Below are 21,215 nucleotides of genomic sequence, written 5' to 3' on the forward strand. Positions count from 1 at the left end.
GAGTCTAAATAGGTTGATTGATTGTTTACATATACTCCTCGTTATCGACGGGGAATAGCTGCTGCATCAGGCCTTTCTTATGATCTTTGAGTGATTCTATTTTTTTGGCTTGGGCGGTGATGAAATCGTCTATGGAAGATAGACAATCGGCGATTTTTTGTTGTTCTCCTGTTTTGGTGTAGTGGAAAATACAAAAAAAACTCTGTTTTTCCTTTAGATCTAAATTTTTGCCTTTCCATGAATTCATATCGAGATGTCTCTAGCATGTATCAGTATTTGATAACAAATAGCGACTCAAGCAGTCTTTCTTTTGTTTAATATGCTACCATCGAACCGCATACCTTCCGTTACAAACTTTAAAATGAGTTATCATCCAAAAATAATCAAGCCTATAAATCAACTTTTGATCGCTTTATTGTATTTGCTCTCATATCTTCTACGGAAAATTATTTGTGCATTCCTGATCAATCACATGGGAATAAGTTCTGAGCTAAGTACCGCTGTTCAGTAGAACTTTGGGGTGGTCATGACGTTTCCATTTAACATGAACTACTCCGATCTTCTCCTCCCACTCCCTTGCATCCCGAAACTCAGGAAAGCGAAGTTTTGGAACAGTTTCACCTTCAGCAGGGAATAGCTGCTGCATCAGGCCTTTCTTATGATCTTTGAGTGATTCTATTTTTTTGGCTTGGGCGGTGATGAGATCGTCTATGGAAGATAGGCAGTCGGCTATTTTTTGTTGTTCTGGCAGTGTTGGAATACGGAAACAGTATTTTATGAATTTTCCACCGTTTAAGAATTTCGTTGCTACCCTTAATCAAGCGAGCCACTTGCCTAACGTATGCATAGGGTATAAAAGTTTCAAAAACAAAATCACATCTTTAGCTCTTAAAATGCATGCACTGTGTTACCCAAGCCATTACCTTACATATGCAGTCCATAACGCACCACCCATTTCTGCACAAATCAAAGAATATCGTAGTTTGAAGATTAGCTCTTTAATATCATAACAAAACGTTATTTCGAAATCATCTTACCACTGACATGAATACTATAAAACCCTTTTTCCGTTACTCTTATGTCATTCGCATATATGTAGTCCTATAAAATTTTCCATAACGGCTAAGTTTAAACTCTTTTTTTCCACCCTCCCTTTGCATCCCAGAAACTCAGGAAAACCGAAGTTGGGGAACAGTTTCACCTTCAGCGGGGAGTAGCTGCTGCGTCAGGCCTTTTTTACTCTTCTTACTCATACGCCGATAACCCCGAAATTTCACGCCCTTGCGCCAGTTTATGTAAATGTGGCGCTAAGTCTTCCATTAATGCCGATTCTTTTTTTATGCGTGCTTTCCACCCCAGTTCTAACGGTGACAATAAATCACTTAAATGCTCACCATCAAAAATCATGCGCTTCATAATCGTATCAACAAATCCCTGTAGGTGTTGTGGCTGTAGGTCATATTTTATAGCTAGAATGCTTATTTCATTGGCAGCTTTATCTGCCTTAAAATCTTGGTAGCCCGCGTGGATTTGATTTTCATCTAGTTTTTCGCCAACCTTGAGGCTGTTGATATAATCAATAATATCTTCACTTTCTTCCATTAGGTTTGCCTGGCTACTAATCATGTTGATTAGTTCTTTGCGTGTCATTTTTTCTTTGTTGCTGTCTTGGGTGGATTTGGCGATTAATCCCATAATGAAATCGTAATCGATCACAGCAGAAGCAAAGATCACCAATTCAAAATCTAATTGTTGCACTTCGATCTCAATACCTTCACCATCTTTATCTTGCTTGCGCTTAAGGTCTTTGGCTATTTCTAAGTAAGCACTTTTAAAGCCTCGCAAGTTATCGATAGATAAAGCAGTCTCTATGTGTTGCTGTTCCTCATCACTAAGCTCAGTGTATTGCTCAATTTGGGTATTGAGCTTTTGCACGGTTTTAAAGTGGTTAATAAACTCAGCTTTGGCAATATCACCTTTTAGATTAGCCACTTCTGACGGGCTACAATCCAGCCCTTTTCCTTGCATAAAAGTATCTAGTGTTTCGATGGATTTTTGGTAATTTTTAACTGCTACAGGGGAAGAATCTACTAACCAGATTTCTTTAGCACGGTTTTTAGCCGCCCCTGAGAAAAGCTCGATAGCGGCGTTAACTTCAGTTTCTTGCCCACGAAAATCGAGAATATTACCCCAAGGCTTACTGTCATTAAGGACGCGATTTGTCCGCGAGAAGGCTTGAATTAAGCCGTGGTATTTTAAGTTTTTATCCACGTAAAGTGTATTAAGGAATTTAGAGTCAAACCCTGTCAGTAACATATCCACTACAATGACAATATCAATTTTATTTTTGTGGGGGAAACCGGCATTGCTGTATTTTTGGTCTTTAATGCGTTGCTGTACATCTTGGTAGTAAAGATCAAATTCGTTAATTTTATGGTTAGTGCCATATTGCTGATTATAGTTGGCAATAATTTCTTTAAGAGCTTCTTTTTTCTTTTCTGGCTCTACTTGGTTGTCCGCTTTTTCTTGCGGCAAGTCTTCTTGTAGTTGTTTAATATCTTTGCTGTTTTTATCTACATTGCTATTATCTGAGTTGGTTTTATCTTTCGCTCCCCTTTGAGCAGGCGGTGAGAATACGCATGCAATATTCAGAGGCGTAAAGTTCTGATCTTCGACTTGCTGCTGTTCTTGTTGAATTTTGAATTCTTCAACATAGTCTATCGCATGGTTAATAGAAGCGGTTGCCAGTACTGCATTAAAGCGGCGGTGATTGGTTACTGCGGCGTGCTTTGCCAATATCTCTTTTACCACGGCATCAGTCGGTAGGCTCTCACTTTTTTGTTTTTTACTATTATGTCCTTCGCCAAAATAATCAATATGAAAGCTGAGTACATTTCTATCGTCAATGGCATTGGTAATGGTGTAGGCGTGCAACTCTTTTTCAAATATATCTTTGGTCGTTTTAAAGCTAGCTTTTTCTTTTTCAAATACATCATCGGTCGTTTTAAATGATCCGTCTGTACCATCCACTTGTGTGTAGCTTGAGTTAAGATCAAAAATGGGTGTGCCAGTAAAGCCAAAAAGCTGTGATTTTGGGAAGAATTTTTTAATGGATTTATGGTTTTCACCGAATTGCGAACGGTGGCATTCGTCAAAGATAAACACAACCCGCTTGTTCCGCAGGGGAGATAAACGCTCTTTGTAGGTTTGTTTTGCCCTCTTTAAGCCTGCTTTTATTCCGTTTGCTATTTTCGTCCAGTGCTAACCCCAGTTTTTGAATGGTCGTGACAATGATCTTATCGGCGTAGTCTTCAGATAACATGCGCCGAACAAGCGTTTCAGTATTGGTATTTTCTTCTACACAACTTTCTTGAAACTTATTAAATTCTTCACGGGTTTGACGATCTAAATCCTTTCGATCAACTACAAATAAGCATTTTTCAATATTTGAATTGTCTTTGAGTAGCGTAGAGGCTTTAAAGGATGTTAGTGTTTTCCCTGATCCAGTGGTGTGCCAAATATAGCCATTTCCAACGCTGTCAGCCCCGGACGGGCTGATAGTCTCCAGAAGGCGCAGGGAAATTTGCCAATCCGAAGTGCGCGATAGCGCGCGAGGGATGCTAAAATTTTATCCCGAATAGCCGTAGAGCCATTTGTGGTAGCCATGACTGAGCTGCTTTGTGCTCAGTCTGTGGCGGACGCAGGGCGGCTGGAGCATCTCCTATTCGCTGCGTAGGTGAACGAATTACGGCGACAGGAGTCCCGGAATTTCGTGAGGTAGCATGGCGCGCCTGGGTTTTGTTGGATGCAGTCAACGATGGCTTTAACCGCATATATTTGATATGGCCGCATCATCAGTTTTCGTTCTGACTCCACAAGTACCATTCGGGGAGTCGCTATTTTTGCGAAAGCTTGTTTTGGGCATCCCAGCCCAAGCAAGCAGCAAAAACTTAACGCGACCACTTATGCCTCCGGCGGCCCCGATTCGTCCTCGTCACCTCGTCCCGACCCAACAAGGGGTCGGAACATAGGCTCCAAATGACTTGACGCCGTGTCGGATGGCCTTTTATTTTGTCTCCACCTTCGCTAACGCTCAGACTCCGACAAAATAACGGCCCTACGGCTATCGCGGACTAAAAATCATCACTTCGCTTAGGCTCCGTTTCCCTGATTTTCAGCGAATGTAGGGGAGTTCCATCTTCCCGTCGAAAATATCCTGTTTCTCGCAATGTTTTTGATGCTTTAAATACGTCCTCGGTGACAATCTCATCTCGTAGGCGAGCGAACTCAGACTCAGTGAGGCTTACACTATTTAGCACTTCGAACTTTTTACGGAAATTTTTCTCAAGTGCGAACTTGTCACAAATATCATCCCGATATGTATACTTGAGATCTACTAGCTTCCCAATTAACCTCTCTTCAATATTTTTTTCTTTTGTCATCTATATTCACTCAATTAACACAATGGATAGTGGGCAAAGTTGATATTGTTTCAATAAACGTAATCTGGACATATATGGACGAAAGTCTCTGTAACCCTAGTGGTGAACAAGTATATTACAACTTAAGATAACCGCGCCCTGTGGGCGGGGGTAAAAAAAGCTTTGCGTAAAGGTCTGCTCAAGAGTATCAATTAGTTAAGTTGTTCCCGCAATCGCTGAAAATCATGGAAACGGAGCTTAGCGAAGTGGTGATTTTTAGTCCCTGATAGGCGACAGGGCAATTCGCTGATTCGACGTGTGCTAGCAGCACGCGAGAGGAGCAAGAATTGCATTCCGAATAGCCGTCCAGCCAGTGAGGTAGTAATGACGAAGCGGCTTTTGTGCGTAGTCGTTGCGGACGCAGGGCGTTCAGGGCATCTCCCATCCGCTGCGTAGGTGAACGAATTATGGCGATAGGAGTCCCGGAATTTCGTGAGGTAGCATGGCGCGCCTGTTAACCAGGAGAAACAAATGAGCAGATTCCAAAAATTATCACATTTTGAAGATAAAACGAAAGTTCCATTATCGGCCTAATTAACTGGCTCTTGATCTTTACCCCTTTGAAAGCAAGAAAATATAGGCCGTAATCGCTTGAGGTTGCCCGCTGGTGCGTTTTTATCGCTTAAATGTACGAGATTATCAACCCTATTCAAAACCTTTTAAAATCGCTTGCTGTGCTTTTTCTTGGTAGATATTTTGATAATGTGCGATTGCTTCGGAAATTGTGAGGGCTGACAGCTCCAAGGCTTCAAGTTCTCTTTAACTGCTTGATGATGAAAAGGCGGTGCTGTGTCGATCGGGTCGGCGGTTGTTGCCTGATTACTCACTTACTGTCCAGCCAGTCGATTAAATCCATTTGCTCCATGCGCTCGGCTTTCTTTTTTTGGATATTTTGGAAACGATGATAAATACAGATTTTTAATTTTGACTTAACTTATCCACAAGGCACTTTTACAAGGTTAAATATAAAAGGTTAAATAAAGGAAAGGATAGGGGATTTTTGCAAGCAAAAAAGATGTTATATATCAATAATATAGAGTTAAAATAATTTTTTATCGGGGAGTCGCTATTTTTGCGAAAGCTTGTTTTGGGCATCCCAGCCCAAGCAAGCAGCAAAAACTTAACGCGACCACTAATGCCTCCGGCGGCCCCGATTCGTCCTCGTCACCTTGTCCCGACCCAACAAGGGGTCGGAACATAGGCTCCAAATGACTTGACGCCGTGTCGGATGGCCTTTTATTTTGTCTCCACCTTCGCTAACGCTCAGACTCCGACAAAACAACGGCCCTACGGCTATCGCGGACTAAAAATCTTCACTTCGCTAAAGCTCCGTTTCCAGGATTTTCAGCGAGTGTGCCGTGTACTGCCGGTTCTGTCGCAATAATTATCAAAAGCACAGACCTCCTGGTCTTCAGGCATAACTCCCCAAACTTCTTATAGCCTCTAAGCTCACTTTTTCAACGCATCCCTCAACCGCTTAATCCTATTCTCCGCTTGGTCATAACTTTCTCCAGGTTTAGCCAGCTTCTCAATCTCTTTTTTACTAACATGCTTAGGTAGTTGTTGAGATGCTTTGCTTTCTTTAGGTGGTTCTTTTCGTGTAAACATCACAACATCATTTTCCATTGATATGTTGTATTCAGGAAGGTGATTAGTTTCGATGATTTTTTTGATATTAAATCGAAGGGCCTTTATCTGTGAAGTAATACCAATTTTTGTTTTAAGATTTTCTAGCTTAATTTTCCAAGCTACTTGATTACCACAGTGCTTTCTAGCTAACTCATACAGTCGCCTTTCAGTTGGTTTCCTTAGCGTGAAATAGTCTTTATCAATACTTAATACTGCATTACCCAACACTGAATTATAAAACCAATCAGATAACCTTACTTCAATAGATGAAGCTCGACCTTGTTCGTTTTCTTTAACAATCTTCCAAGCATCAATCAATCCGAACTCTTCTGTAGTCTCAACTTTATTTGTCTTGATGTTTGTCTGAATAACAGTACCTTTTAAACGCTCAAGTCCTTCTTGAAGTTGATTGTACTGAAAACCACCGGTACCTTTACTTGTTGCAATTAAATAATCATATGAAGTAAATCGAACTGTTTTAGAAATCTTCTCTCCAGAATTTTTCGCATTCATCAATGAACTTGAAAGATATAGTAAAATATCTTTATCCAAAATAGTTGCTAACCCAGTATAACTAGGCTTAATAGTTATTTTTATTCCATTATGTTCATATTTTAAAACCCTATGATCAGGTTTTTTTGAAAGGCTAAAAACAGGATGCTCCATCGATGCAATATCATCTTTAAAAGAATCAAAAACATCACATATAAAAAAATCCTTATTTTCATTCTTACTAGAAAGTGATGGCAGGCTCATAAATATCGGTGTATCGAAAACTTTAAGATTGAATAATGATACACTTAATGTCGGTGTATCGAAAACTTTCTATTATTCAGTCAATACTGCTTTTTTTAGCACTCATTTTCCCATGAAATCATACCTTCTAAGCTATCGTAGAAGTCTAACCAATGTCGTAGAAGTCTAACTAAATGTCGTAGAAGTCTAACTAAATGTCGTAGAAGTCTAACTAAATGTCGTAGAAGTCTAACCACAAAAAAAATCAATCCCTTTAATATCAATGCACACAAAGCTTTTTTTCACCCTGTAACATATATTAACTATCTTTTAACTTATCTAACTTAGTTTTTATTTTTATTTCTTAAAAAAAAGAACAAACACTATGCGCTTTCAGCTAGTTTCCTATGCTCCAAACAAACCCGAATCATTAACCCATTTTGAATAGAATCTACCTTATCGGGGAGTCGCTATTTTTGCGAAAGCTTGTTTTGGGCATCCCAGCCCAAGCAAGCGGCAAAAACTTAACGCGACCACTAATGCCTTCGGCGGCCCAGACGTCCTGCGTACGTGCCACTTCGCCATTACCATCGTAAACTCGGTGCTGGCTTCGTAACACTCCCTCAAATGACTGGACGGCGTTTCGGAATGCCTTTTATTTTGTCTACACCTACGCTAGCGCTACGATTCCGACAAAACAACGGCCCTACGCCTTCTGGGGACTAAAAATCATCACTTCGCTTAGGCTACGTTTCCCTGATTTTCAGCGGAAGATCGCGCACCTTATCATGGTAGTGGTGTCGTTAAGGAATTTAAGTTAGCGAATAGAGAACGTTTAACAGTAGAACGACTTCCTGCTTTCTCGCTAGATTTTAACCCGATTGAGAAATTATGGAAAAATACGAAACGTGATTCAACACATATAAAGTACTTTAAATCTTTTGAAGATTTACATAACTCGGTTGGGTTCTGTCGCAATAATTATCAAAAGCACAGGCCTCCTGGTCTTCAGGCATAACTATCCTGCTAAAGCCATAAACTGCTTATAAGCAGGAATATTTTCCTCAGACAATTGCCCCTTTCGGATGATATGTGCCGTTTGAATTCCATCAATTGTTGCTTGGGCGGAGTGAAACGCTTTAAAGCCCATCATCGGTTTTGTTATTTTTTTGATAAAGCGATGATCCTGTTCGATGATGTTATTCAAATATTTAACTTGTAATATGTCAATCATAGTGGCAAACCCAGCGAGGATTAACAAGAGGTTAATATTGGCTAATCCTGCATAGTTAGCGCCACTTTTATCCATAACGACCTTATCAGGAAAGCCATTATTGTTAATCGTTTGTTTAAAAAATGCGGTTGCAGCCTCTTCATCACGGTGCTCAGAAAGCATGAAATCAAGCGTATCCCCGTGACTATCAACAGCTCGGTATAAATAGGTCCACTGACCCTTCACTTTGATATACGTTTCATCCATGCGCCACGATTTATTGGTTTCTCGTTTCTGATATTTAGCTCTTACAGCAATGGCAGGAGAATAACGGATAACCCAACGATTGAGCGTAGCATGATCCACTTCAACACCTCTTTCTTCCATAATTTCTTCAAGGTCGCGATACGAAACGCCATACCTGACATAAAAGAAAACAGCATAAACTCGATGTTCAAGTTTTTGATATTGAGAAGGTAAAACCAGGTATTCTGAGGTTGTTGTAATTTTATCGGTGTAAGCCCATGTTAATGAATGCCCCAGCCACCTTTATCCAAAGCTATATTGACGATTTAAATGATGCGCTCAATCAGCTAAAACCCGGAGCCGCTTTGACACGGATTCAAGCCGCTTGGTTGGGCACTTGTTTAACGGGCATACTGCTAATGAACTCTATTTGCTGGGCTAAGTTTGAGCGAGCAAGCCTTGGAGATTGCAAAGTAGCCGCATTATCCTGGGTGTTTCGTAAAGCAAGTATACCCTGGGACTGGTTGCTACGGGTGAGTGTGGTCTTAATTTTAAAACGTTATGGCATTACTGAAGGTGTGTTGGCCTTTGATGAATCAGACCGAGCACGATCTAAGTCTACAAAACGTATTTATAAGGTTTACAAGCAGAAACACAAAGGCTCCGGCGGGTATGTTAATGGACAAACGATAGTATTATTGCTGCTAGTTACCTCATCCATTACAGTGCCTGTCGGTTTTTTCTTTTATATGCCGGATCCAGCCTTAAAGCAGTGGGATAAAGAAGATAAACGGTTGAAAAAGAGCGGTATAGCAAAAAAAGATCGGCCTATTAAGCCTGAACGTGACAGTGCCTACCCGACCAAAACAGAGATTGCATTAGGCTTATTAAAAGAGTTTAAAGTTGCGCATAGCCTGATTAAAATTAAAGGCGTACTGGCTGATGCGCTGTATGGTGAAAAAGCCTTTATGGACGAAGCCGCTAAAGAATCTGGAGGCTCGCAGGTGATTAGCCAATTACGTAAAAACCAAACGCTGTCAGCCCCGGAAGGGCTGATAGTCTCCAGAAGGCGCAGGGAAATTTGCCAATCCGAAGTGCGCGATAGCGCGCGAGGGAGGCTAAAATTTTATCCCGAATAGCCGTAGAGCCATTTGTGGTAGCCATGACTGAGCTGCTTTGTGCTCAGTCTGTGGCGGACGCAGGGCGGCTGGAGCATCTCCTATTCGCTGCGTAGGTGAACGAATTACGGCGACAGGAGTCCCGGAATTTCGTGAGGTAGCATGGCGCGCCTGAGCTACTGTCGTTCCACTTCTATACTACCTAAATTCGGGTACTACTAAATATTTAAAATGATGAATTTTGATCGTTCAATGGATGATTTTTTTTATTTTCCATTAAACAAAGAAAAGAAAAGTCTAAACAACATAGGTTTGATCATTATGATGAGCCTACTATTTTTTGGCGTCATTCCAAGGGGACAGGCACACTCTTTTAATGAAATTATCTCTTTCGGAGACAGCCTAACCGATATCGGTAATGTTTCAGGTTTGACTCAAGAAGGCTCAAGCCCCGTCATTGACGGCTATTATAAAGAGACTCATTTTTGTGACAATGTCCTGTGGGTTGAAACGTGCAACAACAGCCGCCTTCGCTGAAAATCAGGGAAACGTAGCCTAAGCGAAGTGATGATTTTTAGTCCGCGATAGCCGTAGGGCCGTTGTTTTGTCGGAGTCTGAGCGTTAGCGAAGGTGGAGACAAAATAAAAGGCCATCCGACACGGCGTCAAGTCATTTGGAGCCTATGTTCCGACCCCTTGTTGGGTCGGGACGAGGTGACGAGGACGAATCGGGGCCGCCGGAGGCATAAGTGGTCGCGTTAAGTTTTTGCTGCTTGCTTGGGCTGGGATGCCCAAAACAAGCTTTCGCAAAAATAGCGACTCCCCGAAGTTTCGCCAGGCTTAGCTAAACGATTAATTTCTTCATCGGTTAATTTTTTTCTTTGCTTTGGTTGATCTTTTACACCAAATAGGAACTGAAAGTGTGTCACCGTCCTGCCAGACTTCCTTTGACCATACTTCACCCATAGATTGGAATGCTCGTTAATTTCAGCTATAGCTGGTTCAATCACACGCCTCTTTAAGTCACCTAAGCGACTATATTTATTGCTAACCTGAAATTGATTTTTAAGCCATTCAACTTCAATTTCACGTTCCCCTGTAGAACTCCATTGCACTAATAACTCATATAAACGAATAGAATAAATACTTTCAAACCTAGCAACATGTTTTAGCTTATATTTAGTGAATTCTTTAGATAGTTTAGAAATGTAAGGAATAATGCCTGAAGCAAAACTTAGAACTAACTTTCCTTCTCTAGGAATATAGTCGATACTGCTTATCCATCTGGTTTTACGTTGTGCTATCTTTGGATTTTCTGGATCAGGGTCATCAATAGTTACACTACGATCATACAACTTTTCAGCAGCCTTCTTTAAATCTCGATACGCATTTGAAAAGTTATCCAAGCCGACCAAATCAACAATTTCAGAAGCTGAAACTTCAAACTGATATTGCTCTGTTAACTCGGACATAGAATCAATTTGAGCTATACAAGCCAACAACACACGTTGCTCAGAAAGGCTCAATAGATAACTGGCCTCAATAACTTTATTGGACTTAACGACCGTTAGGTGATTTTTATTTTCCAAGATAATATAACGACAAGAAAAAGATATTGCCTGACTATACTCTGATTTAAAAATAAAACAACGACAGATAAAATACAATGTCGTTATATAGCCTCTACATGCATTAATCTACCTACTCTATAGCTCTCTTAAAAAAGAAAAAAAAGGGGCTTTGTGTATTGATACCCAGTCCTGCAGTGACCGCACAATTTAATAATGAATGCCCTGCATCATCTACACTCCCTCCAAAAGTAGCATCAAATTTAGGTGTGATATTTCCTGGTTCTGTCGCATACGCTGTCAGCCCAGGACGGGCTGATAGTCTCCAGAAGGCGCAGGGAAATTTGCCAATCCGAAGTGCGCGATAGCGCGCGAGGGAGGCTAAAATTTTATCCCGAATAGCCGTAGAGCCATTTGTGGTAGCCATGACTGATCTGCTTTGTGCTCAGTCTGTGGCGGACGCAGGGCGGCTGGAGCATCTCCTATTCGCTGCGTAGGTGAACGAATTACGGCGACAGGAGTCCCAGAATTTCGTGAGGTAGCATGGCCGCGCCTTAGCTCCATAAATGTCGGTTATGAGCAAGCTTTAACGTTATAATAAATTCTTGCGATAGAACCAATTTAAGAAAAAGGCATTGCCAATTAAGGCTACAAAAAAAAGAAATACAGAACTTTTAGAAACCCTACAGGATAAAAGATGAAAACTAAACTAATGACAGTCGTCGTGTTGATGATTTTATTCAACAACATGGTTCAAGCGGAATGGAATTCATTCCGCCCCAGAGAAGAGGCGGAAACCCCAGTGCCTAAACCAGCCGGTGAAATTCCCAATTTAACCGCAGAGGAAGTGGAGAAGGCTAAGAATGAGGAAGATAGAAAACGGTTTGAAGAAGCCGCGAAACGCTTAGAGGAAGAAACGAAACGAATCGCGGAGGAAGAAGCACAGCGTCAGGCAGAAGAGGAGAAAGAACGGAAAGCCGCAGAAGCCGCAGAAGCCGCAGAAGCCGCAGAAGCCGCAGAAGCAGCGAAACTATTAGAGGCAGAAATGAAACGAATCGCGGAGGAAGAAGCACAGCGTCAGGCAGAAGAGGAGGAAAAACGGAAAGCCGCAGAAGCACGCGCTAACGATTATCCTGAGCTTTCTTTGACAATGGCCAAAGTGCTTTATTTACTTAGAGATGACCCTGAGAACTCTCACCGTACGTTTTCTTTCTATCCTGAAGTATCGGGCTGGCATATCTTCCAGACATATGGACCTTCAGACACGGTTATGGAGATTTATCATAATGAACAGTCAATTGTAAATACGGGCAAGAGCGATGGGGATGATGGGCATGATAATAACGAGCTTCAACATAAGTATCTTGAAGCGGGTGAGAGATATGTAATCCAAGTATATCTACAAAGTAGATCTTGGTCAGGTAAAGCCATCTTGAATGTTAGGGCTGAAGAACCTTTTAGAGAATACGAGTCCCATCTAACCGTAGGACTTGCTAAGAAATTTTGGCTATCTACAGACGACTATGACCAGACTCACTTTACAACTACGTTTACTCCTGAGACTACAGGTCGGTATAACATAGAAACTTACAGTGCTGATGAAGATACCGTGATGGAGATATATCACCCTGATGGATACTCTATGGTCGCCTCGGGAGAGAGTGATGGAGATAGGGGGGTCGATAATGAGGAATTACAAGTCAAGACGTTTGAGGTCGGTAAGACCTACACAATCCAAGTCTACATGGAGGATTTTGACAACGACGGTTACGCATGGGTACATGTTTGGCGCAGTACTTGGGATCCGATTACTCTTGCCAATTAAGGCTACAAACAAAAGAAATACAGAACTTTTAGAAACCCTACAGGATAAAAGATGAAAACTAAACTAATGACTCACATTCGCTGAAAATCAGGGAAACGGAGCCAAAGCGAAGTGATGATTTTTAGTCCGTGGTAGGCGACAGGGCAATTCGCAAATCCGAAGTGTGCTAGCAGCGCGCGAGGGAGGCAAAGAATTCCATTCCGAATAGCCGTCAAGCCATGTGTGGGAGCCTTAACGGAGCAGGGTTTTCTTGCGTAGTTACCGTACTGTTCAGCGTTTTTTTGAGGAAAAACAGCAATGGGCTGAATTACGCTGGTTATTGATTAAGAGCCATATAAGTGAGAAGTGTTTGGGTACCTGGGGTCTTATTGGGGACGAAGTTGTTGTCACTAAATCAGTCAGGCTCGGCCATGCTACCTCACGAAATTCTGGGACTCCTGTCGCCGTAATTCGTTCACCTACGCAGCGAATAGGAGATGCCCCAGCCGCCCTGTGTCCGCCACAGACTGAGCACAAAGCAGCTCAGTCATTACTACCTCACTGGCTGGACGGCTATTCGGAATGCAATTCTTGCTCCTCTCGCGTGCTGCTAGCACACGTCGAATCAGCGAATTGCCCTGTCGCCTATCAGGGACTAAAAATCACCACTTCGCTAAGCTACGTTTCCCTGATTTTCAGCGTTAGATGAAGAGGGATCAAGCCGTGGCCTGATTCTGAGTCTTTTGTTTGACCATTGCCTTCTCCTTCACCCAGAGCAAATAGCCCGCATTGAAAGCAAACTACCTGCGTATACCGTAGGAAGCTTACAGCGCAAGTCTCAAGTGGATGTACTGCTTGAGTTCATCACGTCATTGCTAGAGTTTCCAGATCCTGGTGATAAGCTGAAAGAGTTAGGTGAATTAATAAAGGATGTGTTTCAGCTGATGCCATCAGGAAAACATATGATTGGCAGAGATTTAGGGCGCTTAGAGCCAACACCATCATTAAAGTATTGTTCTGCTGGGTGAAGGTAAGAGTTTGATGGCAATGGGATGGAAAAACTTGAACATCGAGTATAAGCAGTAATATTTTCCTCAGACAATTGCCCCTTTCGGATGATATGTGCCGTTTGAATTCCATCAATTGTTGCTTGGGCGGAGTGAAACGCTTTAAAGCCCATCATCGGTTTTGTTATTTTTTTGATAAAGCGATGATCCTGTTCGATGATGTTATTCAAATATTTAACTTGTAATATGTCAATCGCTGTCAGCCCCGGACGGGCTGATAGTCTCCAGAAGGCGCAGGGAAATTTGCCAATCCGAAGTGCGCGATAGCGCGCGAGGGAGGCTAAAATTTTATCCCGAATAGCCGTAGAGCCATTTGTGGTAGCCATGACTGAGCTGCTTTGTGCTCAGTCTGTGGCGGACGCAGGGCGGCTGGAGCATCTCCTATTCGCTGCGTAGGTGAACGAATTACGGCGACAGGAGTCCCGGAATTTCGTGAGGTAGCATGGCGCGCCTGCATAGTGGCAAACCCAGCGAGGATTAACAAGAGGTTAATATTGGCTAATCCTGCATAGTTAGCGCCACTTTTATCCATAACGACCTTATCAGGAAAGCCATTATTGTTAATCCTTTGTTTAAAAAATGCGGTTGCAGCCTCTTCATCACGGTGCTCAGAAAGCATGAAATCAAGCGTATCCCCGTGACTATCAACAGCTCGGTATAAATAGGTCCACTGACCCTTCACTTTGATATACGTTTCATCCATGCGCCACGATTTATTGGTTTCTCGTTTCTGAGATTTAGCTTTTACAGCAATGGCAGGAGAATAACGGATAACCCAACGATTGAGCGTAGCATGATCCACTTCAACACCTCTTTCTTCCATAATTTCTTCAAGGTCGCGATACGAAACGTCATACCTGACATAAAAGAAAACAGCATAAAGAATGACATCTTTTTGAAAGTGAGTGCCTTTGAAGCTGAGCATGTGATCCACCTTTTATTGAAATTGAGAATTATGATAGCAGATAACGTCGGGAAGGGGGATTTATGCGACAGAACCTTTACCCTTCATGTAAAAGTTATCCCCCTATTTTACCTACCCTAATGAATACTTGATTTCCGTTCAACCCGCATTTAACTATTACTATTAGTGAGGCTTTATTGTCTTGATAACTCACATTAAGACGTATGTATCACGCCATGCAGAGATAAATAACCCTGTGACATTACTATGTGTAAATTGTGAGCAACAATTCTTATATCGTAGTTACCCACAAGAACTGTTGATAAAAGTGTGTATTACTTTTGAGTAACTGGATTAAAGCCACGGTACATATAGGATAGGGTTATATTGTGTATTTTTTGTACAGGACATTCGCTGTCAGCCCCGGACGGGCTGATAGTCTCCAGAAGGCGCAGGGAAATTTGCCAATCCGAAGTGCGCGATAGCGCGCGAGGGAGGCTAAAATTTTATCCCGAATAGCCGTAGAGCCATTTGTGGTGGCCATGACTGAGCTGCTTTGTGCTCAAGTCTGTGGCGGACGCAGGGCAGCTGAAGCATCTCCTGTTCGCTGCGTAGGAGAACGAATTACGGCGACACAGGAGTCCCGGAATTTCGTGAGGTAGCATGGCGCGCCTGAAGTATGGTGTAAATAGTTTGTCTCGTAACACCAAAATGTTTTGCTATATCAGATTTCAATGCACCGCCGTTGAACATCGTTATTGCCATTTCCTTTTGTTGTTCATCAAGAGCTGAGGGCCTTCCTCCAATTCTTCCTTTTTTTCTAGCCGCCTCTAAGCCGGCTTTTACTCTATCTTTAATTAATGAGCGTTCGAATTCTGCAAGTGAGCCAAATATATTAAAAACAAGTTTGCCTGTGCTTGTAGTCGTGTCTATTGATTCAGTTAATGAAGTGAAACCGATTCCTTTATTTTCAAGATCATTTATAACTTCAAGTAAGTGTTGTAATGATCTTCCTAACCTGTCTAGTTTCCAGACAACCAGCGTATCAGCTTTCCTTAAAGACTTTAAACATTGTTCAAGTTCGGGTCTGTCTTTTTTACTTCCTGACGCTTTTTCCTTATAAATTATTTCGCAACCAGCTGCATTAAGCGCGTCTATTTGTAGTGATGTATCTTGAGAAGATGTTGAAACTCGAGCGTAACCTATTTTCATCTGTTTACTTTTTTAACATGGGTTTTATTAACTATAGCATGAGATAAGTTTTTTAACAGCCTTTTTTAACATTATTAACTATAAATAAGGTCTTGTTAATGGTGATTAGCTGTGTTTATGGCGATGTAAAAAATACACTTGTTTTTTTAACTCCCGCTATCAGCGTAAATGTTCCCCTCTAGTGAGTGTCAAATTGTAGAGTTATCAAATTGTCTAAGGAAAATACGCCTGCTTATAAGCAGTTTATCGCTTTAGCAGGATAGTTATTGCGACAGAACCTTATTTTCTCTGTCTGTCCTTGGTAGGCAGTGACTTTTTTATCTGACATCATCTTCCCTGATATTGGTTGTTTATAAGCTAAAAGTGAAGTTGTCTTTTGCGTGTTGGCTGAGTAAATCGTATATCTGAATACTATCAACCTGCATAGCATTAGCGGCATCCGGTATTAAAATGCGTTTTTTGGATTGTGGATTACTTAGTTCATGGGTAACGAGAGTGTAATCATATGCTTTGGCTGTGGCGATTAAAAAAGCATCAGCGACTTCAAAACGGGCAAATTCATTTTTGGCTTGCTGTTTGTAGTGCGTATTTGTCGTCGCCCATTGGATTAGCTGAGCGTATTCTTCCATTACTTTTGGGTCTTTAACATCATCAAGAAAAAAATCACCTGGCATGGCTTCAGCCCAAAGCCTCACTTTATCCTCAGCTTTACCATTTTTCAATTCTTTGAGTACTTTGTCGATACTGTAAATGACATCAGCCTGATTACCTTCTTGTAACCATTGCCAAAATTCCGCACAAAAATCAAAACGGTAATGAAAGTTTTTCGCTTGAATAAAAACGTTTGCATCAATCAGGTAGCCAGTCTTTTCAATCATCGTAAACTTAAACGTTTGCTGAGTTCCATCACAGTATCCGACTTAACATTTAATAAACTAGCGACTTCTCGTAGCATGGTATGACCGCTCATCGCCTGGGTGACAATTGCTTTAGTAAAACGCTTACTGTTTCTGATAGGATAATTCCTATAAGCGTCACCACCACCTGCAGTCTTGCGTGCTTTGCTCTTTTCGGCAATATCCTAGTATGTTTGCCAGTTAATTTTTCCCAAATCAAATGCGCGACGGGCAATCACTAACTGACTGACATTAAAATATTTACTCAGTTGCGTAAAATCCGGCATCTTGGTTTCATTCCAGGATTTTAAAAACTGTTTACGAGGAGTGAGTATCTCAGCAGCTATACGGTTACACAATACTTCTACTTTATTATTGTCAGGCTGCTTTTTTACAGGTATATCAGACACACCACTTTCACCTAACCAGATATGGGCAATTTCATGCGCCAAGGTAAATATCCAGGCGGCCTCACTGTCTTTACCATTAATAAAAATTAAAGGTGCTAAAGGATCAGAAATAGCAAAACCCCGAAATTCATTGACAGATAAACTTCTTCCAGTATTACTTTGTACAATGCTACTTTTAAAAACCAGAATACCGATTTTTTCCGCCTTTCTGCTGAGTAAGGAAAAGAAGTCTTTAGAATCTTTGCACTGCTTCCTCTCCTGCTCTGTTAAATCTAAGGTTTCTACAATATTAGTCGCAATGGCTTCTACCTCTAGTTGACGACTAAAGGGATATTTGCCGACAAAAGCCAGTTTTTCAGCACCTTGTTCCTGCAGGTATTCAAGATACCAATCCTGCTTACGAAGCACATCATCAAGCACGGCAAAGAAATCAGAACTTAATGGTACATGATCTGGAACTTGTCTAAGGTCGGGTAAAGTACGTTGTTCAGTATCTGGGGGCTGCTCAAGAAATAAGTAACCAAAAGGAATATGAGCCTTTTTGGCAAATTTTTCGGCATCTGTAATGGAAAATTTCCCAGCAACCAAGTCATCATGTTTTTGGGGTTTGTCTAGCAAATCAACAAGCTCATCTAGGCTCAAGCCGCTTTTATCTGCAGCCCAGTTTAGAATTCTTGGAGAGATTTGTAGAGTTTCCATGAAATATTTAGTTAAGGGGGTAGACGGTTAGCGCCACCAACAACTACATGTTGTGTTTTTTCCACTGATAACCATAAGTTATATCTGCATCAGTGACTGGTTCAGTAGCAACAGCCTGTTCAATTAGTCGGCGGAAGACTAAGCCACGGCTCGATGATGGGCTTTAAAGCGTTTCACTCCGCCCAAGCAACCATTGATGGAATTGAAACGGCACATATGATCCGAAAGGGGCAATTGTCTGAGGAAAATATTCCTGCTTATAAGCAGTTTATGGCTTTAGCAGGATAGCTATGCCTGAAGACCAGGAGGTCTTCGCTTTTGATAATTATTGCGACAGAACCCTTCGGGCAACTTACTTCTTGATAACAGGTCATAAAATCAAATTATACAGGAACCCTACAAATTCAACCCATTACCAAAATGAGTTACGATATGTTTGGCTAAATTATCATATTCAATTGACATTTCATCCATTAGATCAAGCTGATTTTGTGCCCAGCTTCCTCTGCCTCGTAAAGCCCCTGTAGGGCGGACGTTGGACAAATATCGTAAAGGGATATTTTGGTAAAGACTATCGGAAGCCATTACATTAATATCTTCAATTCCTGCCACTTGCTCTTCATCGGCAAATGAAGGTATTGGAGAGTAATAAGTAATTTTTTTCAACTCGGCAATTAACTCATCTCGCACAGCCACTTTTATTGCCTCATGATGAACAGCATCCGCTGCGACCATATTTTTTTTCCCATTTCGTCTTCTGGTGTCAAAATTATTGAATATCCATCCGCCAAACTGTGGTTTTCCTAAAGATCCAATCAGCGCATCTGTAGGGTTGCTATGGAGGTATCGAGCTTTGCCCTGTTCCCAATCTTGGATAAATAAAGGAAGCATTTCGCCAATCAGTCCTACGCAATATGATGAGAACAGATCAGGAGTACAGGGTACTAAAAAGTAATCAGAACAATACAAAGATGAACGCACTAGCGTATTAAACGATGGTGGAAGATCAATCAGAACATAGTCATACTCGATATTATTTTTTCGTTGAGATTCTTCTGTGATTAAATTAGGAAGAATGAAACGATATAAACCAGAACCAGCTATGACATCAGTACCTACATTGAGAATATCTGAGAATGAGTTTAACCAAAAATCACCAGGTACTATGTGAAGGTTACCATTTTTTGTTGATTTCTTTGGACTGACAGTATAAATATTACCAATCCTATTCTGTTGAATGTAAGGCAAAGCAAAAGCTTTTACAGTTTGGCCGTAGGGATGTTGAGTCGAAGTTTTGAGTAATGCTGAAAACTCATCACTACCTATAGCTGCAATTGAGAGGTTACACTGAGGATCAAAGTCTATAAGTAGAACTCTTTTATCCATCTCTGAGAGTGTTGCTGCGAGATTCCAAATAATGGACGTTTTACCTACACCACCTTTATTGTTAAATACTGATATTGTTTTAGCCATTTTTTTCGTCTTTTTAGTATTAAGTCCATCGCTGCCAGCCAAGGAGAGAGAAAGCGAGGGCTGGTGGTCTCCAGTAGGCGTAGAGCCGTTGTTTTGTCGGAATCTGAGCGGTTAGCGCAGGTGGAGACAAAATAAAAGGTTCACAGACACGCCGTTCAGTCATTTGAGGGAGTGCTACGTAGCCAGAGCCGAGCATACGATGGTGTGGCGAAGTGGCACGTACGCAGGACGGCTGGGGCACCGTAGGCAATAGTGGTCGCGTTAAGTTTTGCCGCTTGCTTGGGCTGGGATGCCCAAAACAAGCTTTCTCAAAAATAGCGACTCCCCGCTGATAAAGATCGATATTCAGAAGTGAAAACGGTTACGAAACCCTAAATCGGTGAAAAACAATATCGGGTAGTCCCTCTTGGATATTCCGCCAATATCTCACAAGGTTCTAGTTCGTGTCTTTGAAGCTCAAAACTTTTCTCTGCGTCATATATTTTGTAAAATTTCACCCTGTCTTTCAATACATTCACGATTATCCCAATCATAGAATAGTCACAGCGAAGCCCGAAGGTCACGTCAATTAATTTTAAAGATGACTCCTGAGAGCCTTTATTATCTAAAAGTCTCCATTCTTTCTCATATTCCCATCCTTTTGATTTTTGAAGTAAAACCTTAGAATCTAAATCATTTTTCGCGTTGATGTTATCATGGATTACTGCTTTATAAATCAGGCTTGTCAGTAATTCCCGCTTTTCTCTATAATCAACCTTATGTAGATCTGGACCTTTGTTACCGTTTAATTCCTCGGGATTGAAGAATTCATATCCAATACAAAAACCACTATGGCTATCACCATAGTGACTCCAAAGAAGATTATTATCCATGGTTGACGAGAAACAGCACACCCCTTTTGTATAATTTTTCTTAATTTCATCATCAATTTTACGGATTAACCCAGCGTATTCGGCAGTGTTTATATCAGAAAATACATTGTCTGGATTAGTAGCCATATATGCAACGTCTTTTAGGCTAAAACGTGCCCTCTCATCTCCTCGTTTTTTTGAAAAATTAATAGCTTTAATGTCATTAAGACCAACTTTACTTAATAAAGAAAGCACCTCTCTTTCTGTTCTTTCTTCAATTAGTTTTCTCAATATCAACCGCAAGTCATCAATCTCAGAATCTCCTGTTATTACAGGGCTACGTTCGAAAGTATCATTAAACTTAGAGGGGTCAGAAAAGTACAACTTATCATGAAATAATGAGTTCATTGTCACTAAGTCTATTTTTTGATAACGATATATTTTTTCAGGTCTATCAATTGGGTACATGTTTTTGTTTTCACCTATACACTTTATAAAATGTAAGCGTCAATTAAACCACACATTCTAACCCCCTTTAAAAAAGGCAAGATAATACCTCCAATGGTTCTGTCGCATAGATCCCCCTTCCCGACGTTATCTGCTATCATAATTCTCAATTTCAATAAAAGGTGGTTCATATGCTCAGCTTCAAAGGCACCCTCTTTCCATTTGAGTAGCCAGCTAGCCCAGTAACAAGATAGGTGTCCATGGAAAAAATATAAGGCTTTTTTGAGCCTAGTGGGTATAAAACCAAGGTTAGCCATCATAATTACAGTGCCAGCTAGTTTGTACATGTTATCCGTGCCAGCATTAATTATTTCTTTCTTGTCGTTAGCATTCATTTTATTAAAAGTTAAACTATGTCCTTAGTGTGTGATTTAAAAGAGGCAGGTCATTAAACCCTTATTAC

Annotated in this window: 25 protein-coding genes and 8 pseudogenes; 12 read left to right on the forward strand and 21 right to left on the reverse strand. The window is 41.1% G+C overall.

The window, feature by feature from the left end; translation table 11 throughout:
- Window positions 1-25: 25 nt before the first annotated feature.
- The 4 genes and pseudogenes from K6984_RS22395 to K6984_RS31555 form a co-directional block, all read right to left on the reverse strand.
- Window positions 26-169: pseudogene (locus K6984_RS22395) on the reverse strand (restriction endonuclease subunit S); the annotation flags it as partial.
- Window positions 170-562: 393 nt separating this feature from the next.
- Window positions 563-757 (reverse strand): annotated as a pseudogene (locus K6984_RS22400) (restriction endonuclease subunit S); the annotation flags it as partial.
- Between the two features lie 488 nt (window positions 758-1,245).
- Window positions 1,246-3,532 (reverse strand): annotated as a pseudogene (locus tag K6984_RS22405) (type I restriction endonuclease subunit R, EcoR124 family); the annotation flags it as partial.
- Window positions 3,487-3,666 (reverse strand): hypothetical protein, encoded by a 180-nt coding sequence (locus K6984_RS31555; RefSeq protein WP_230988245.1) that lies wholly within the window; start codon window positions 3,664-3,666, stop codon window positions 3,487-3,489. The gene K6984_RS31555 and the pseudogene K6984_RS22405, both read right to left, overlap by 46 nt.
- A 12-nt stretch (window positions 3,667-3,678) precedes the next feature.
- On the opposite strand from K6984_RS31555, the gene K6984_RS22410 reads away from it, so the two are divergent.
- Both K6984_RS22410 and K6984_RS34555 read left to right on the forward strand, forming a co-directional pair.
- Entirely contained in the window at window positions 3,679-3,870 is a 192-nt protein-coding gene (locus K6984_RS22410) for a hypothetical protein (RefSeq protein WP_221897515.1), read from the forward strand.
- A gap of 32 nt (window positions 3,871-3,902) precedes the next feature.
- Window positions 3,903-4,031: a hypothetical protein gene (locus tag K6984_RS34555; protein ID WP_263458596.1), complete on the forward strand. Its 129-nt coding sequence runs from the start codon at window positions 3,903-3,905 to the stop codon at window positions 4,029-4,031.
- Between the two features lie 150 nt (window positions 4,032-4,181).
- Here the strand turns inward: K6984_RS34555 and K6984_RS22415 are convergent.
- Both K6984_RS22415 and K6984_RS22420 read right to left on the reverse strand, forming a co-directional pair.
- Window positions 4,182-4,442 (reverse strand): annotated as a pseudogene (locus K6984_RS22415) (hypothetical protein); the annotation flags it as partial.
- Between the two features lie 187 nt (window positions 4,443-4,629).
- Window positions 4,630-4,866 carry a hypothetical protein gene (locus tag K6984_RS22420; protein WP_221897516.1) on the reverse strand — a complete coding sequence of 79 codons (237 nt, stop codon included), beginning with the start codon at window positions 4,864-4,866 and terminating at the stop codon, window positions 4,630-4,632.
- A gap of 687 nt (window positions 4,867-5,553) precedes the next feature.
- On the opposite strand from K6984_RS22420, the gene K6984_RS34560 reads away from it, so the two are divergent.
- Both K6984_RS34560 and K6984_RS22425 read left to right on the forward strand, forming a co-directional pair.
- A complete protein-coding gene (locus K6984_RS34560; protein WP_263458596.1) occupies window positions 5,554-5,682 on the forward strand; it encodes a hypothetical protein in 129 nt (42 codons plus the stop codon).
- Window positions 5,683-5,709: 27 nt separating this feature from the next.
- Window positions 5,710-5,865, forward strand: a complete 156-nt coding sequence (locus tag K6984_RS22425) for a hypothetical protein (protein ID WP_221897517.1) — start codon at window positions 5,710-5,712, stop codon at window positions 5,863-5,865.
- 65 nt (window positions 5,866-5,930) lie between these two features.
- On the opposite strand, the gene K6984_RS22430 is transcribed toward K6984_RS22425, so the two are convergent.
- Entirely contained in the window at window positions 5,931-6,866 is a 936-nt protein-coding gene (locus tag K6984_RS22430) for a replication initiator protein A (RefSeq protein ID WP_221897518.1), read from the reverse strand.
- 763 nt (window positions 6,867-7,629) lie between these two features.
- Here K6984_RS22430 and K6984_RS36505 point away from each other — a divergent pair.
- Window positions 7,630-7,863, forward strand: a pseudogene (locus tag K6984_RS36505) (transposase); the annotation flags it as partial.
- On the opposite strand, the gene K6984_RS22440 reads toward K6984_RS36505, so the two are convergent.
- On the reverse strand, window positions 7,864-8,544 hold the full coding sequence (locus tag K6984_RS22440) for an IS6 family transposase (protein ID WP_221897538.1): 681 nt from the start codon (window positions 8,542-8,544) through the stop codon (window positions 7,864-7,866).
- 38 nt (window positions 8,545-8,582) lie between these two features.
- Here K6984_RS22440 and K6984_RS22445 point away from each other — a divergent pair, with 38 nt between their 5' ends.
- Window positions 8,583-9,443, forward strand: a complete 861-nt coding sequence (locus K6984_RS22445) for a transposase (protein ID WP_221897519.1) — start codon at window positions 8,583-8,585, stop codon at window positions 9,441-9,443.
- Between the two features lie 458 nt (window positions 9,444-9,901).
- Here the strand turns inward: K6984_RS22445 and K6984_RS22450 are convergent, their stop codons facing one another.
- Genes K6984_RS22450 through K6984_RS22460 form a run of 4 tightly spaced genes read right to left on the reverse strand, consistent with a single transcriptional unit; the run spans window position 9,902 to window position 11,416 of the window.
- Window positions 9,902-10,075 carry a hypothetical protein gene (locus K6984_RS22450; protein WP_221897520.1) on the reverse strand — a complete coding sequence of 58 codons (174 nt, stop codon included), beginning with the start codon at window positions 10,073-10,075 and terminating at the stop codon, window positions 9,902-9,904.
- Window positions 10,076-10,102: 27 nt separating this feature from the next.
- Window positions 10,103-10,231, reverse strand: a complete 129-nt coding sequence (locus tag K6984_RS34565; RefSeq protein WP_263458596.1) for a hypothetical protein — start codon at window positions 10,229-10,231, stop codon at window positions 10,103-10,105.
- A complete protein-coding gene (locus tag K6984_RS22455) occupies window positions 10,180-11,088 on the reverse strand; it encodes a RepB family plasmid replication initiator protein (RefSeq protein ID WP_221897521.1) in 909 nt (302 codons plus the stop codon). The genes K6984_RS34565 and K6984_RS22455 overlap by 52 nt, the downstream gene beginning before the upstream one ends.
- Before the next feature lie 34 nt (window positions 11,089-11,122).
- Window positions 11,123-11,416, reverse strand: a complete 294-nt coding sequence (locus K6984_RS22460; RefSeq protein WP_221897522.1) for a hypothetical protein — start codon at window positions 11,414-11,416, stop codon at window positions 11,123-11,125.
- A 12-nt stretch (window positions 11,417-11,428) separates the two neighbouring features.
- On the opposite strand from K6984_RS22460, the gene K6984_RS22465 reads away from it, so the two are divergent.
- Together K6984_RS22465 and K6984_RS22470 are read left to right on the forward strand one after the other, a co-directional pair.
- Window positions 11,429-11,587: a hypothetical protein gene (locus K6984_RS22465; RefSeq protein ID WP_221897507.1), complete on the forward strand. Its 159-nt coding sequence runs from the start codon at window positions 11,429-11,431 to the stop codon at window positions 11,585-11,587.
- A gap of 99 nt (window positions 11,588-11,686) precedes the next feature.
- Entirely contained in the window at window positions 11,687-12,814 is a 1,128-nt protein-coding gene (locus K6984_RS22470; RefSeq protein ID WP_221897523.1) for a hypothetical protein, read from the forward strand.
- 71 nt (window positions 12,815-12,885) lie between these two features.
- On the opposite strand, the gene K6984_RS22475 is transcribed toward K6984_RS22470, so the two are convergent.
- Complete coding sequence (locus K6984_RS22475) at window positions 12,886-13,029, reverse strand: hypothetical protein (RefSeq protein ID WP_221897524.1); 144 nt, start codon at window positions 13,027-13,029, stop codon at window positions 12,886-12,888.
- 35 nt (window positions 13,030-13,064) lie between these two features.
- Here K6984_RS22475 and K6984_RS22480 point away from each other — a divergent pair, with 35 nt between their 5' ends.
- The gene (locus K6984_RS22480; RefSeq protein WP_221897525.1) at window positions 13,065-13,502 is read left to right on the forward strand and encodes a hypothetical protein; all 438 of its coding nucleotides are present in this window, start codon (window positions 13,065-13,067) and stop codon (window positions 13,500-13,502) included.
- Window positions 13,503-13,536: 34 nt separating this feature from the next.
- A complete protein-coding gene (locus K6984_RS22485; protein ID WP_221897526.1) occupies window positions 13,537-13,821 on the forward strand; it encodes a hypothetical protein in 285 nt (94 codons plus the stop codon).
- A 50-nt stretch (window positions 13,822-13,871) separates the two neighbouring features.
- Here the strand turns inward: K6984_RS22485 and K6984_RS34570 are convergent.
- The 3 genes and pseudogenes from K6984_RS34570 to K6984_RS22500 form a co-directional block, all read right to left on the reverse strand.
- Window positions 13,872-14,149, reverse strand: a pseudogene (locus K6984_RS34570) (DDE-type integrase/transposase/recombinase); the annotation flags it as partial.
- Between the two features lie 177 nt (window positions 14,150-14,326).
- Window positions 14,327-14,785, reverse strand: a pseudogene (locus K6984_RS22495) (IS6 family transposase); the annotation flags it as partial.
- A gap of 361 nt (window positions 14,786-15,146) precedes the next feature.
- On the reverse strand, window positions 15,147-15,308 hold the full coding sequence (locus tag K6984_RS22500) for a hypothetical protein (protein ID WP_221897527.1): 162 nt from the start codon (window positions 15,306-15,308) through the stop codon (window positions 15,147-15,149).
- Between K6984_RS22500 and K6984_RS34575 the strand changes: the two genes are divergently transcribed.
- Window positions 15,298-15,426: a hypothetical protein gene (locus K6984_RS34575; protein ID WP_263458840.1), complete on the forward strand. Its 129-nt coding sequence runs from the start codon at window positions 15,298-15,300 to the stop codon at window positions 15,424-15,426. The genes K6984_RS22500 and K6984_RS34575 overlap by 11 nt on opposite strands.
- On the opposite strand, the gene K6984_RS22505 is transcribed toward K6984_RS34575, so the two are convergent.
- The 3 genes from K6984_RS22505 to K6984_RS22515 form a co-directional block, all read right to left on the reverse strand.
- On the reverse strand, window positions 15,389-15,976 hold the full coding sequence (locus K6984_RS22505; RefSeq protein ID WP_221897528.1) for a recombinase family protein: 588 nt from the start codon (window positions 15,974-15,976) through the stop codon (window positions 15,389-15,391). The genes K6984_RS34575 and K6984_RS22505 overlap by 38 nt on opposite strands.
- A gap of 350 nt (window positions 15,977-16,326) precedes the next feature.
- A complete protein-coding gene (locus tag K6984_RS22510) occupies window positions 16,327-16,854 on the reverse strand; it encodes a DUF4411 family protein (protein WP_221897529.1) in 528 nt (175 codons plus the stop codon).
- Window positions 16,855-17,057: 203 nt separating this feature from the next.
- On the reverse strand, window positions 17,058-17,924 hold the full coding sequence (locus tag K6984_RS22515; RefSeq protein ID WP_221897530.1) for an ImmA/IrrE family metallo-endopeptidase: 867 nt from the start codon (window positions 17,922-17,924) through the stop codon (window positions 17,058-17,060).
- 210 nt (window positions 17,925-18,134) lie between these two features.
- Here K6984_RS22515 and K6984_RS22520 point away from each other — a divergent pair.
- A pseudogene (locus tag K6984_RS22520) lies at window positions 18,135-18,269 on the forward strand (IS6 family transposase); the annotation flags it as partial.
- Between the two features lie 108 nt (window positions 18,270-18,377).
- On the opposite strand, the gene K6984_RS22525 reads toward K6984_RS22520, so the two are convergent.
- A complete protein-coding gene (locus K6984_RS22525; protein WP_338024563.1) occupies window positions 18,378-19,496 on the reverse strand; it encodes a ParA family protein in 1,119 nt (372 codons plus the stop codon).
- Window positions 19,497-19,825: 329 nt separating this feature from the next.
- The gene (locus K6984_RS22530; RefSeq protein ID WP_221897531.1) at window positions 19,826-20,773 is read right to left on the reverse strand and encodes a DUF2971 domain-containing protein; all 948 of its coding nucleotides are present in this window, start codon (window positions 20,771-20,773) and stop codon (window positions 19,826-19,828) included.
- Window positions 20,774-21,215: the final 442 nt, after the last annotated feature.

Origin of the sequence: Bathymodiolus japonicus methanotrophic gill symbiont (assembly GCF_019721995.1) — a bacterium.
In the GTDB taxonomy this organism is placed as follows: Bacteria; Pseudomonadota; Gammaproteobacteria; order Methylococcales; family Methylomonadaceae; genus Methyloprofundus.

What these genes read in the sequence shown, in the direction of transcription:
- K6984_RS31555 (WP_230988245.1), bottom strand. Translation starts at nt 3,666, where the DNA reads ATGGCTACCACAAATGGCTCTACGGCTATTCGGGATAAAATTTTAGCA.
- K6984_RS22420 (WP_221897516.1), bottom strand. Translation starts at nt 4,866, where the DNA reads ATGGGAGATGCCCTGAACGCCCTGCGTCCGCAACGACTACGCACAAAA.
- K6984_RS22425 (WP_221897517.1), top strand. Translation starts at nt 5,710, where the DNA reads ATGGCCTTTTATTTTGTCTCCACCTTCGCTAACGCTCAGACTCCGACA.
- K6984_RS22430 (WP_221897518.1), bottom strand. Translation starts at nt 6,866, where the DNA reads ATGAGCCTGCCATCACTTTCTAGTAAGAATGAAAATAAGGATTTTTTT.
- K6984_RS22445 (WP_221897519.1), top strand. Translation starts at nt 8,583, where the DNA reads ATGTTAATGAATGCCCCAGCCACCTTTATCCAAAGCTATATTGACGAT.
- K6984_RS22450 (WP_221897520.1), bottom strand. Translation starts at nt 10,075, where the DNA reads ATGGCCTTTTATTTTGTCTCCACCTTCGCTAACGCTCAGACTCCGACA.
- K6984_RS22460 (WP_221897522.1), bottom strand. Translation starts at nt 11,416, where the DNA reads ATGGCTACCACAAATGGCTCTACGGCTATTCGGGATAAAATTTTAGCC.
- K6984_RS22470 (WP_221897523.1), top strand. Translation starts at nt 11,687, where the DNA reads ATGAAAACTAAACTAATGACAGTCGTCGTGTTGATGATTTTATTCAAC.
- K6984_RS22500 (WP_221897527.1), bottom strand. Translation starts at nt 15,308, where the DNA reads ATGGCCACCACAAATGGCTCTACGGCTATTCGGGATAAAATTTTAGCC.
- K6984_RS22505 (WP_221897528.1), bottom strand. Translation starts at nt 15,976, where the DNA reads ATGAAAATAGGTTACGCTCGAGTTTCAACATCTTCTCAAGATACATCA.
- K6984_RS22510 (WP_221897529.1), bottom strand. Translation starts at nt 16,854, where the DNA reads ATGATTGAAAAGACTGGCTACCTGATTGATGCAAACGTTTTTATTCAA.
- K6984_RS22530 (WP_221897531.1), bottom strand. Translation starts at nt 20,773, where the DNA reads ATGTACCCAATTGATAGACCTGAAAAAATATATCGTTATCAAAAAATA.